This window comes from Klebsiella sp. 141161 (assembly GCF_050600815.1).
Lineage (GTDB): Bacteria > Pseudomonadota > Gammaproteobacteria > Enterobacterales > Enterobacteriaceae > Klebsiella > Klebsiella aerogenes.
In genome coordinates this window covers 196,547-208,698 of sequence record NZ_JAQIRN010000004.1, presented here as the reverse complement: position 1 = coordinate 208,698, position 12,152 = coordinate 196,547, and the positions used below count along the sequence as shown (strand labels likewise).

The 12,152-nt window shown below is 56.4% G+C and carries 12 protein-coding genes; 8 read left to right on the top strand and 4 right to left on the bottom strand.

The genetic code is table 11. The features are described 5' to 3' along the window. Nucleotides 1-28: 28 nt before the first annotated feature. Both PGR79_RS12865 and PGR79_RS12860 read right to left on the bottom strand, forming a co-directional pair. Nucleotides 29-1,165, bottom strand: coding sequence for an HlyD family secretion protein (locus tag PGR79_RS12865; RefSeq protein WP_113374034.1), 1,137 nt, complete (start codon nt 1,163-1,165; stop codon nt 29-31). A 2-nt stretch (nt 1,166-1,167) separates the two neighbouring features. Continuing rightward, the gene (locus PGR79_RS12860) at nt 1,168-1,533 is read right to left on the bottom strand and encodes a DUF3302 domain-containing protein (protein ID WP_087858947.1); all 366 of its coding nucleotides are present in this window, start codon (nt 1,531-1,533) and stop codon (nt 1,168-1,170) included. 538 nt (nt 1,534-2,071) lie between these two features. Between PGR79_RS12860 and mtlA the strand changes: the two genes are divergently transcribed. From mtlA to mtlR, 3 genes are all read left to right on the top strand, one after another. Beyond that, the gene (gene mtlA / locus PGR79_RS12855) at nt 2,072-3,982 is read left to right on the top strand and encodes a PTS mannitol transporter subunit IICBA (protein ID WP_047047680.1); all 1,911 of its coding nucleotides are present in this window, start codon (nt 2,072-2,074) and stop codon (nt 3,980-3,982) included. A 101-nt stretch (nt 3,983-4,083) separates the two neighbouring features. Beyond that, nucleotides 4,084-5,232 (top strand): mannitol-1-phosphate 5-dehydrogenase, encoded by a 1,149-nt coding sequence (gene mtlD, locus PGR79_RS12850; RefSeq protein ID WP_113374035.1) that lies wholly within the window; start codon nt 4,084-4,086, stop codon nt 5,230-5,232. Beyond that, complete coding sequence (gene mtlR / locus PGR79_RS12845) at nt 5,232-5,828, top strand: mannitol operon repressor MtlR (RefSeq protein ID WP_020077694.1); 597 nt, start codon at nt 5,232-5,234, stop codon at nt 5,826-5,828. Before mtlD ends, mtlR begins: the two co-directional genes overlap by 1 nt. On the opposite strand, the gene PGR79_RS12840 is transcribed toward mtlR, so the two are convergent. After that, entirely contained in the window at nt 5,817-6,041 is a 225-nt protein-coding gene (locus PGR79_RS12840) for a hypothetical protein (RefSeq protein WP_087858945.1), read from the bottom strand. The genes mtlR and PGR79_RS12840 overlap by 12 nt on opposite strands. 275 nt (nt 6,042-6,316) lie before the next feature. Between PGR79_RS12840 and PGR79_RS12835 the strand changes: the two genes are divergently transcribed. The 5 genes from PGR79_RS12835 to trmL all read left to right on the top strand — a co-directional run bounded on the left by PGR79_RS12835 (nt 6,317) and on the right by trmL (nt 11,182). After that, complete coding sequence (locus PGR79_RS12835) at nt 6,317-6,679, top strand: YibL family ribosome-associated protein (protein WP_015369186.1); 363 nt, start codon at nt 6,317-6,319, stop codon at nt 6,677-6,679. Nucleotides 6,680-6,979: 300 nt separating this feature from the next. Continuing rightward, nucleotides 6,980-8,635: an L-lactate permease gene (lldP, locus tag PGR79_RS12830; protein ID WP_087858944.1), complete on the top strand. Its 1,656-nt coding sequence runs from the start codon at nt 6,980-6,982 to the stop codon at nt 8,633-8,635. Beyond that, nucleotides 8,632-9,405, top strand: coding sequence for a transcriptional regulator LldR (gene lldR / locus PGR79_RS12825; protein WP_015369184.1), 774 nt, complete (start codon nt 8,632-8,634; stop codon nt 9,403-9,405). Before lldP ends, lldR begins: the two co-directional genes overlap by 4 nt. Continuing rightward, nucleotides 9,405-10,589, top strand: coding sequence for an FMN-dependent L-lactate dehydrogenase LldD (gene lldD, locus PGR79_RS12820; protein WP_113374036.1), 1,185 nt, complete (start codon nt 9,405-9,407; stop codon nt 10,587-10,589). The genes lldR and lldD overlap by 1 nt, the downstream gene beginning before the upstream one ends. Before the next feature lie 119 nt (nt 10,590-10,708). Further along, the gene (gene trmL / locus PGR79_RS12815) at nt 10,709-11,182 is read left to right on the top strand and encodes a tRNA (uridine(34)/cytosine(34)/5-carboxymethylaminomethyluridine(34)-2'-O)-methyltransferase TrmL (protein WP_113374037.1); all 474 of its coding nucleotides are present in this window, start codon (nt 10,709-10,711) and stop codon (nt 11,180-11,182) included. 81 nt (nt 11,183-11,263) lie between these two features. Here the strand turns inward: trmL and cysE are convergent, their stop codons facing one another. Further along, a complete protein-coding gene (gene cysE, locus PGR79_RS12810; RefSeq protein WP_004106845.1) occupies nt 11,264-12,085 on the bottom strand; it encodes a serine O-acetyltransferase in 822 nt (273 codons plus the stop codon). Between the last annotated feature and the right edge of the window lie 67 nt (nt 12,086-12,152).

Below are 12,152 nucleotides of genomic sequence, written 5' to 3'. Positions count from 1 at the left end.
ACATTGTCTCAACCTGCCGCCGATCGCATTAATGATCGAGATAGAGGTAGTGCATCCAGCTGGTCATGCGCAGCAGCACTTTTCTCATCACCGACACGTGGGTGAAATGGTCGGAATAGACCGCCACCTGGGCATAGATGCCGTCGGGTAGCGCATCGACCTGCGCATCCGGATCCAGCTCAATTGTCGCCAGCACGCCATCACTACCCGGCGTGACGCTCAGCGACTGCAGCGAACCCTGCGCCTGATAAGTCCCGCCAGGCACCACCGGCAATACGTTGACCAGTTTACCGTGGAACACCTGCCCTGGCAGGGCGTTAAACACCGCTTCGGCATCATCGCCAGCCTCCAGCCTGAGCAACGAATTCTGGCGGAACTGAGCGACAATCAGCCGTTTTTGTTGCGGAATAAAGACCATCACCGGGCGCAGCGGTAGCGACGCGGCGTAGGTTCCCGGGCGAATCAGCACCTGGGTAATGTAACCATCGCTCGGCGCGCGGACGGTGGTCTGATCAAGGTTATATTTCGCTTCCGCCAACTGCGCGCGCAGGCTCACCACCTGCGACTGTTCGCCATTCAGCGTACTATCCAGTTGGCTCTGAATCTGCGCCTGCTCGGCGACCGAGGCTTTCACCAACGCATCCTGGGCAAGGTAGTTTTGCCGCGCATTATCGATATCGCTTTCCGAAAACGGATTGACCCGCGCCTGGCTGCCTTTCAAATAGCGCTGATAATCTTTATACAACCGGTCGCGCTCGGCGGAGACGCGCACGGTGTTCGCCTGGGCTTCCTGCAGTTGGGCTTTCAGGGTATTGATACTATGCAACGCGGTGACCAGATCGGCCTGCAGCCTGTCGACACGCGCCTGGTAGCGCGCCGGGTCGATAGTAAATAGTACTTCGCCCTTTTTCACCCGCTGGTTGGCTTTATCGGTCACGCTGCTAACAATGCCGGTAACCTGCGGCGTAATAGGAATGGAAATAACCGCTTTCTGCGCAGTAAAAGTATAAGGGTGGTTATAGTTCATTAATAAAATAAGCGCGCTAACAATAAATACACCGCCTAAGGCCGCTGTCGGGACTGTCCATTTATTTACCGGAATATGGAATATTCTAAATACCGACCACGCAATGGCCACGTACGTCAAAATGATCAACAGGTCCATGATTATTTCTCCGGCGAGGACGGCGGCGCTGTCGGCTGCAAATGCGCGATTTTATGTTCAAGTTCCGCGATACGCTGATTGAGCTGCGCCAGCTCGCTGTCGGTGCCATCAGGCTCTGCGTCATTCGGCTTATGCTGCATTCCCCAGCCGCGTTCCGGCTGATAAAGGGTCGCCCAAATCCATAAAAATGGCCATATCACGTGCAGCGTAAACAGGCTAACCCACCCTGCGACGTGAATCGCATCAGAGTGCGGGTGATTACGTTTCTTCGCGATCAGATACGGAATATCGTGCAAAATTATAATCCCGTAAAAAATAACCAGGAAAACGAAGATCAGAACGCCCAGCGCAAAATAATTGAGAAACATAATTTCCTCGATTCACGCTAATAGATTATTGGAATTGTGAGCGTCGCTGAAGCGACGCCTGACTGACAATTTGAGCATAATTCACCGCTTTCATTTCCGCCATTAGCGGCAAAAAATGTTCTTCGCCCAGACGGGTTGCAAAGTTACATCGTTGGCCGCTGGGGAAAGCAGAACCTGCGGTGGATCACACACAGCGGAATTGAGTGCAAAATATTTTGTGATATGCATCACAAACAAATAACAAAAACACAAAGTTATAATGTGATAAACGTCACATAAATATGCGATTTATGGCCATTCATCTCCTGTTGTTGTTTTTTTACACATCATTTTTGTGATGAAGATCACTACATATAAGTACCAGACACCTATATTCATGTGACGCAAATCACATAAAAAGTCGCTCGCTGGACAGCTTAACGATTCAGTGCCAGATTTCGCACTATCAATCAGGGTCCGGCTACCTCTGCCGCCACATTAACAACAAACCTCGGGCGTTCAGCCTGCGCGATAAGCAAAACAGAAGAAGGGGTGTTTTATGTCATCCGATATCAAGATCAAAGTGCAAAGCTTTGGTCGTTTCCTCAGCAATATGGTGATGCCGAATATCGGCGCGTTTATCGCGTGGGGGATTATCACCGCGTTATTTATTCCAACAGGGTGGTTGCCGAACGAGACGCTGGCGAAGCTGGTCGGCCCGATGATCACCTACCTGCTGCCGCTGCTGATCGGTTATACCGGCGGTAAGCTGGTTGGCGGCGAACGAGGCGGCGTCGTCGGCGCTATCACCACCATGGGCGTTATCGTTGGTGCGGATATGCCGATGTTCCTCGGCTCGATGATCGCCGGCCCGCTCGGCGGCTACTGCATTAAGAAATTTGACGCCTGGGTAGACGGTAAGATCAAATCCGGTTTCGAAATGCTGGTGAATAACTTCTCCGCCGGCATTATCGGGATGATCCTTGCCATTCTGGCGTTCCTCGGCATCGGCCCGGCGGTTGAAGTGCTGTCAAAACTGCTGGCGGCCGGCGTTAACTTCATGGTGGCGCACGACATGCTGCCGCTGGCGTCTATCTTTGTTGAACCGGCGAAAATCCTGTTCCTCAATAACGCGATTAACCACGGTATCTTCTCGCCGCTGGGTATCCAGCAGTCCCATGAGCTTGGCAAATCCATCTTCTTCTTGATTGAAGCTAACCCGGGTCCGGGGATGGGCGTTCTGCTGGCGTACATGTTCTTTGGCCGCGGCAGCGCGAAGCAGTCTGCGGGCGGTGCGGCAATCATCCACTTCCTGGGCGGTATTCACGAAATTTACTTCCCGTACGTGCTGATGAACCCGCGTCTGATTCTGGCCGTTATCCTCGGCGGTATGACCGGCGTCTTCACCCTGACTATCCTCAACGGCGGCCTGGTTTCCCCTGCTTCCCCGGGTTCCATTCTGGCGGTACTGGCGATGACGCCAAAAGGCGCCTACTTCGCTAACATCGCGGCCATTATTGCGGCGATGGCGGTCTCCTTTATTGTCTCTGCCATCCTGCTGAAAACCAGCAAAGTGAAAGAAGAAGACGATATCGAAGCGGCGACTCGTCGCATGCACGACATGAAGGCCGAGTCCAAAGGCGCGGCGACGCCGCTGGCGGCGGGCGACGTGGCTAACGACCTGAGCCACGTGCGTAAAATCATCGTTGCCTGCGACGCCGGTATGGGTTCCAGCGCCATGGGCGCCGGGGTACTGCGTAAGAAGGTGCAGGATGCCGGACTGAGCAACATTTCGGTTACCAACAGCGCGATTAACAACCTGCCGCCGGATGTCGACCTGGTGATCACCCACCGCGATCTGACCGAGCGCGCCATGCGCCAGGTACCACAGGCGCAGCATATTTCGCTGACCAACTTCCTCGACAGCGGCCTGTACACCAGCCTGACCGAGCGTCTGGTGGCGGCCCAGCGCCACATCGACAACGAAGTGAAAGTCACCGATAGCCTGAAAGATAGTTTTGATAATGACGACAAAAATCTGTTCCAGCTGGGCGCGGATAACATCTTCCTTGGGCGCAAAGCGGCCACCAAAGAAGAGGCGATTCGCTTCGCCGGTGAACAACTGGTGAAAGGTGGATACGTTGAGCCGGAATATGTGCAGGCGATGCTCGACCGCGAGAAGCTGACCTCGACCTATCTTGGCGAATCCATCGCGGTACCGCACGGTACCATCGAAGCGAAAGACCGGGTGCTGAAAACCGGCGTCGTCTTCTGCCAGTATCCGGAAGGCGTGCGCTTCGGTGAAGAAGAAGATGAAGTCGCACGTCTGGTCATTGGTATCGCCGCCCGCAACAACGAACACATTCACGTTATCACCAGCCTGACCAACGCGCTGGATGACGAAACCGTGATTGAGCGGCTGGCGAAAACCACCAGCGTCGAAGAAGTCCTGTCGCTGCTGAATAAATAACCCGCGAGGTCCATTCCCTCTCCCTCTGGGAGAGGGTTGGGGTGAGGGAAATGCCTCACCCCAGCCCTCTCAGGTAAAAACATTAATTGAAGGTTAATACTATGAAAGCATTACATTTTGGCGCAGGTAATATTGGACGTGGCTTCATTGGCAAACTGCTGGCTGACGCCGGTATCACCCTCACGTTCGCCGATGTTAATCAGGTGGTCCTTGACGCCCTGAATGCCCGTCATAGCTATCAGGTTCACGTGGTGGGCGAAAACGAACAGGTTGACACCGTCTCCGGCGTGAATGCCGTCAGCAGCATTGGCGATGAAGTGGTGGATCTGATCGCCACTGTCGACCTGGTGACCACCGCCGTCGGTCCCGTCGTTCTGGAGCGTATCGCTCCGGCCATCGCCAAAGGCCTGGTGAAACGCAAAGCGCAGGGTATTGAACGCCCGCTGAATATCATCGCCTGCGAAAACATGGTGCGCGGCACCACCCAGCTGAAAGGCCATGTGTTTAACGCGCTGGCGGAAGAAGATAAAGCATGGGTTGAAGCGCATATCGGCTTCGTCGATTCCGCCGTAGACCGCATCGTGCCGCCATCGGCTTCCGCTACCCACGATCCGCTGGAAGTCACCGTTGAAACCTTCAGCGAATGGATTGTGGATAAAACCCAGTTTAAAGGCGAGCTGCCGAACATCCCAGGAATGGAATTAACCGATAACCTGATGGCATTTGTCGAACGTAAGCTATTCACCTTAAACACCGGGCATGCTATAACCGCCTACCTCGGGAAACTGGCGGGCCATCAAACGATTCGCGACGCGATTCTCGATGAGAGCATTCGCGCCGTCGTAAAAGGCGCGATGGAAGAGAGCGGCGCGGTGCTGATCAAACGCTACAGCTTTGATGCGCAGAAACACGCGGCTTATATCCAGAAGATCCTCGGTCGTTTCGAGAACCCGTATCTGAAAGATGATGTGGAGCGCGTCGGCCGCCAGCCGCTGCGTAAACTGAGCGCGGGCGATCGTTTAATCAAGCCGTTGCTTGGCACGCTGGAATACGGCCTTCCGCACCGGAACCTGGTGAAAGGGATTGCCGCGGCCATGCATTTCCGCAGCGAAGACGATCCGCAAGCGCAAGAACTGGCGGCGCTGATTAGCGAAAAAGGGCCACAGGCTGCGCTGGCGCAGATTTCCGGTCTGGATGCCGCAAGCGCTGTAGTGGCGGAAGCCGTTAACGACTACAACGCGGTAAAATGATGTACAACCTGGCGCGGCCGATGCCGCGCCCAATACCACTCCTGTCCGATATGCAGGCAATAATGGAAGAAACACAGGCATTTGAAAACCGCGTACTTGAGCGTTTAAATGCTGGTAAGACCGTAAGAAGTTTCCTGATAGCCGCCGTCGAACTCCTGACGGAGGCGGTCAATATTCTGGTACTTCAGGTATTCCGCAAAGACGATTACGCGGTGAAATACGCAGTGGAGCCATTGCTGGACGGCAGTGGGCCGCTGGGCGACCTTTCCGTACGCCTGAAGCTTATCTACGGCCTTGGGGTGATAAGCCGCGCCGAATACGAAGATGCCGAGCTATTGATGGCCCTGCGTGAAGAGCTCAATCATGACGGCAATGAGTACGCTTTCACCGACGATGAAATTCTCGGGCCGTTAGGCGAGCTGCACTGCGTCGCCGCGCTTCCGCCGACGCCGCTGTTTGATGAGAGCGATAAGGAACTGCTGGCAATGCAGAAACTGCGCTACCAGCAGATGGTACGTTCTACGATGGTGTTGTCTCTGACTGAGCTGATTTCCCGAATCAGCTTAAAAAAAGCCTTCCAGAAATCAACGCTCTGACTCCGTTTCTTGCTGGTCGCACGTCGGTCGGTACAGCTGCCGGTAATACTCCAGACGACTCAGAAATAGCGCTTTTTTATCCTCAGGAATATCGCGCGGTATCCGCTGTAAACGCGGGCATTTTTTCAGATATTCCATAAACGCCTGGCTCGAGGCCATGAAATCTACCGTTTTATCGATGATACGTGGGATGCCGTCGCCGATTTTCGCCATCACGCTCTCCTCTGTTCAGGGGGATCTGATTAAGGATTGGCGAAAAAAAGGGAGCAAGTTGAGGAAAACGTGCGGAATGGCCGTCAGGCTTCACAAAAATGACAAACAGCTGAGTTAAAACGACAATATCATTATTATTCAGTCAATTATAATATATTGATTCTTATGCTTATGGCCGTGTCGCCGCGAGTATTTCGATAAAAAACTATCAACAAAGGCCCGCCCGGCCCATACTATGTAACGTCGAAGCCCTTTTATTCACAGATAAAATTACCATGAAAGAAGTCGAAAAGAATGAAATCAAGCGTTTGAGCGACCGTCTCGACGCCATCCGCCACCAGCAGGCCGACCTGTCGCTGGTCGAAGCCGCCGATAAATACGCGGAGCTGGAAAAAGAAAAAGCGACCCTGGAAACGGAAATCGAACGTCTGCGTTCCGTTCAGTCGCAGAAGCTGAGCAAAGAAGCGCAGAAGCTGATGAGCATGCCGCATCGTCGCGCCATTACCAAGAAAGAGCAGGCCGATATGGGCAAGCTGAAGAAAAGCGTGCGCGGACTGGTTGTCGTCCACCCGATGACCGCGCTGGGCCGTGAAATGGGCCTTAAAGAGATGACCGGCTTCGCGAAGAGCGAGTTTTAATCTTTTGCCCGCTGTGAGTTCGTCGTCTATTACCCGGTAGCCCTACCGGGCCGTGAACTCACAGCCAATTCCCCCTTCCTCGCCAAATTGGCCCAACCAATTATTTCTTAAACCGTCAATCGGTTCACATATCCATCACTTTGCATCACAAACGCGTTGCCATGCCATAACATTTGGTTAACCATCAATTGTCGTTAACCCTACAATCGCAATTTGGCTGGGCCAATTTTACAAACAGTGTGATCGGCAATGGGCGCAGACCCAACCTGACGCATTGGATGTGGCCCGATGGAGACCTGCATGAACCTCTGGCAACAAAATTACGATCCGGCTGGTAATATCTGGCTATCGAGCCTTATCGCCTCACTACCGATTCTGTTTTTCTTTTTCGCCCTGATTAAGCTCAAGCTTAAAGGCTATGTCGCCGCCACCTGGACCGTAGCCATCGCGCTGCTTGTCGCCCTGCTGTTCTACAAAATGCCGGTCGACCGCGCCTTATCGTCGGTGGTATACGGCTTCTTCTACGGCCTGTGGCCTATCGCGTGGATTATTATCGCCGCGGTCTTCGTCTATAAAATCTCGGTGAAGACCGGGCAGTTCGACATTATCCGCTCGTCGATTCTTTCAATTACGCCGGACCAGCGCCTGCAGATGCTGATTGTGGGCTTCTCCTTTGGCGCCTTCCTCGAAGGGGCCGCCGGTTTCGGCGCGCCGGTGGCGATCACCGCCGCGCTGCTGGTCGGGCTCGGCTTCAATCCGCTATACGCCGCCGGGCTGTGCCTGATTGTTAACACCGCGCCGGTGGCCTTCGGCGCCATGGGGATCCCGATTCTGGTCGCCGGTCAGGTGACCGGCATCGATAGTTTCGCCATCGGCCAGATGGTTGGCCGCCAACTGCCGTTCCTGACCATTATCGTGCTGTTCTGGATCATGGCGATTATGGACGGCTGGCGCGGGGTGAAAGAGACGTGGCCTGCGGTGATGGTCGCGGGCGGCTCGTTCGCTATCGCACAGTACCTCAGCTCTAACTTCCTCGGCCCGGAACTGCCGGACATCATCTCTTCGCTGGTGTCGCTGGTATGCCTGACGCTGTTCCTCAAACGCTGGCAGCCGGTACGTATCTTCCGCTTTGGCGACATGGGGGCAGCGCAGGTTGATCAAACCCTGGCGCGTACGCATTACACCGCCGGTCAGGTTATTCGCGCCTGGTCGCCGTTCCTGTTCCTCACCGCCACCGTCACCCTGTGGAGCGTACCGCCGTTTAAAGCGCTGTTTGCGCCGGGCGGGGCGATGTATGACTTCGTGGTTAACATCTCGGTACCGTTCCTCGACAAAATGGTCGCCCGCATGCCGCCGGTGGTGAGCGCCGCGACACCGTACGCCGCGGTGTATAAATTCGACTGGCTGTCGGCGACCGGCACCGCCATTCTGTTCGCCGCTATACTGTCTATCGTCTGGCTGCGTATGAAGCCAAAGGATGCGCTGACCACCTTCGCCGGGACGTTGAAAGAGCTGGCGCTGCCGATTTACTCCATCGGTATGGTGCTGGCGTTCGCCTTTATCTCGAACTACTCCGGGCTGTCATCGACGCTGGCGTTGGCGCTGGCGCATACCGGCCATGCGTTTACCTTCTTCTCGCCGTTCCTCGGCTGGCTGGGGGTCTTCCTGACCGGTTCGGATACCTCGTCTAACGCGCTATTCGCCGCGCTGCAGGCGACGGCAGCCCAGCAAATCGGCGTCTCCGATATTCTGCTGGTCGCCGCGAATACCACCGGTGGGGTGACGGGCAAGATGATTTCGCCGCAGTCGATCGCCATTGCCTGCGCCGCGGTAGGCCTGGTGGGTAAAGAGTCGGACCTGTTCCGCTTTACCGTCAAGCACAGCCTGATATTCACCTGCATGGTGGGCCTGATTACCACCCTGCAGGCTTATGTCTTAACCTGGATGATTCCGTGAAAGTGATGCCAAAACGCCTGGCTGACGACGTCGCAAACCGCGTCCGGGCGCTGATAGAAGAACAACAGCTGGAGGCGGGCATGCGTTTGCCCGCCGAGCGCCAGCTTGCCGTCCAGCTCGGTGTTTCACGCAATTCGCTGCGTGAAGCGCTGGCGATGCTGGTCAACGAAGGGGTGCTGCTTAGCCGTCGCGGCGGCGGCACCTTCGTGCGTTGGCAGCATGAACCCTGGTCGGAGCAAAACATCGTCCAGCCGCTGAAAACGCTGCTCGCCGACGACCCCGACTACAGTTTTGATATTCTCGAAGCCCGCCACGCTATTGAAGCCAGCACCGCCTGGCACGCGGCGATGCGGGCCACCGACGCCGAAAAAGAAAAAATCCGCCTCTGTTTTGAAGCCACCCTCAGCGATGACCCGGATCTCGCCTCACAGGCGGATGTTCGCTTCCACCTGGCGATCGCTGAAGCCTCACATAATGTGGTGCTGCTGCAAACCATGCGCGGTTTCTTCGAGCTTCTGCAATCCTCGGTGAAGCAGAGCCGCCAGCGCATGTATCTGGTGCCGCCGGTGTTCGCGCGTCTGACCGAACAACATCAGGCGGTAATGGAAGCGATCTTCGCCGGCGACGCGGAAGGCGCCCGCCAGGCGATGATGGCTCACCTCGGTTTTGTCCACGCCACCATTAAACGTTTTGATGAAGACCAGGCCCGCCAGGCGCGCATTACCCGCCTGCCCGGTGACCACAATGAAAATTCCAGGGAGAACTCGTGATGATTATTTCCGCCGCCAGCGACTATCGCGCCGCCGCACAGCGTATCCTGCCACCGTTTCTGTTCCACTATATCGACGGCGGCGCCTACGCCGAACATACCCTGCGCCGCAACGTTGAAGACCTCTCCGACGTGGCGCTCCGTCAGCGCATTCTGCGCAATATGTCGGATCTGAGCCTGGAGACCACGTTATTCAACGAGAAGCTAGCGATGCCGACGGCGCTGGCGCCGGTCGGACTGTGCGGCATGTACGCGCGCCGCGGCGAAGTGCAGGCGGCGGGCGCGGCGGACGACAAAGGCATCCCGTTTACCCTCTCTACCGTTTCCGTTTGCCCGATTGAAGAGGTCGCCCCGACCATCAAGCGCCCGATGTGGTTCCAGCTGTATGTCCTGCGCGATCGCGGATTTATGCGCAATGCGCTGGAGCGCGCCAAAGCTGCGGGCTGCTCCACGCTGGTCTTTACCGTGGATATGCCGACCCCCGGCGCGCGCTATCGCGACGCCCATTCTGGCATGAGCGGTCCGAACGCCGCCATGCGCCGCTACTGGCAGGCCGTCACTCATCCGCAGTGGGCATGGGACGTCGGTCTCAACGGTCGCCCGCACGATCTGGGCAATATCTCCGCCTACCTCGGCAAACCGACCGGGCTTGAGGATTACATCGGCTGGCTGGCGAATAATTTCGATCCGTCGATTTCATGGAAAGACCTGGAGTGGATCCGCGACTTCTGGGACGGCCCGATGGTGATCAAAGGGATCCTCGACCCGGAGGACGCCCGCGATGCGGTGCGCTTCGGCGCTGACGGTATTGTCGTCTCTAACCACGGCGGCCGTCAGCTTGACGGCGTGCTCTCTTCCGCCCGCGCCCTGCCCGCCATTGCCGATGCGGTTAAAGGCGACATCACTATTCTCGCCGACAGCGGCATCCGCAACGGTCTCGACGTGGTGCGGATGATCGCCCTGGGCGCTGACAGCGTGCTGCTAGGCCGCGCGTATCTGTACGCGCTGGCGACCCACGGCAAGCAAGGGGTGGCGAATCTGCTCACTCTTATCGAGAAAGAGATGAAAGTGGCGATGACGCTGACCGGGGCGAAATCCATCAGCGAAATCAGCCGTGATTCGCTGGTGCAAAATGCCGAAGCGCTGCAGACCTTTGATGCGCTCAAGCAGGGCAACGCCGCGTAATTCCCCGCGTTTTCCCTTACACCGCCCCTGCTGGAATCGGTTTTCTCCCTCTGGGAGAGGGTCGGGGTGAGGGTTCAACAAATATCTGCTATTCTGCCCCCCGCAATTAAGGGGGCAGTATGCTGAACATCGTGTTATTCGAACCAGAAATCCCGCCGAACACCGGCAATATCATCCGCCTGTGCGCCAACACCGGCTTCAATTTACATATCATTGAGCCGATGGGCTTTACCTGGGACGATAAACGCCTGAGACGCGCCGGGTTGGATTATCACGAGTTCACCGCCGTACAGCGCCACGCGGATTACGCAGAATTTGTCGCCAGCGCGAAGCCGCAGCGGCTGTTCGCCCTCACCACCAAAGGCACGCCCGCCCACAGCGCGGTAAGCTATCAGGATGGTGATTTCTTGATGTTTGGTCCGGAAACGCGCGGCCTACCGGCCAGCATTCTCGATGCCCTACCGGCGGAGCAAAAAATCCGTATTCCGATGATGCCGGACAGCCGCAGCATGAACCTGTCAAACGCGGTGTCGGTGGTGGTGTATGAAGCCTGGCGTCAGTTGGGATACCCTGGAGCCGTGTTGCGCAGCTAACCTGAGCGGTTCCCGGATTGCGGCGCGTTGCGCCTTATCCGGGCTACCTCTCTGAGCTTAACAGCGGCAAATGGCAATAAATCAAATCCCGTCGCCGTACTCGAAGGTATGGTGGATGCCATTAAAATGCTGATCCATATCCATTGCCGGCTTGTCGCTCTCCGGCTTGCCGACGATGCGCGCCGGTACGCCTGCGGCGGTGGTATGCGGCGGCACAGGTTGCAGCACCACGGAACCGGCGCCAATCTTCGCCCCGCGCCCGACTTCGATATTGCCGAGGATCTTCGCCCCGGCGCCAATCATCACGCCTTCGCGAATTTTCGGGTGACGGTCGCCGCTAGTTTTGCCGGTACCGCCGAGGGTCACGGACTGCAGAATGGATACGTCGTCTTCAATCACCGCCGTTTCACCGACCACGATACCGGTGGCGTGGTCGAGCATGATCCCACGGCCAATCTTCGCCGCCGGATGGATATCGACCTGGAAAGAGACGGAGACCTGGTTTTGCAGGAAAATAGCCAGCGCGCGACGCCCCTGATTCCACAGCCAGTGGCCAATGCGGTAGGCCTGCAGCGCATGGAAGCCTTTCAGGTAGAGCAACGGCGTTGAGTATTTATCGACCGCAGGGTCACGGGTACGTACCGCCTGGATATCGCAGGCGGCGGAAGCGATCATCTCCGGGTCAGCGGCATAGGCCTCTTCCACCACTTCGCGAATGGCGATAGCGGGCATAATCGGCGAGGCCAGCTTATTCGCCAGCATATAGCTCAGGGCACTGCCCAGATTTTCGTGCTTGAGTAGCGTTGCGTGGTAAAAACTGGCGAGCATCGGCTCACAGTCGGCCAAAGCCCGGGCTTCGGCTTTAATATTGTTCCAGACGATATCCAGTTCTTCACACGGCATTGCATACTCCAGACGGTAAGAATTATGACCGGTCAGTTCTTCGCTGACCGGGTCATACAGGTAACAG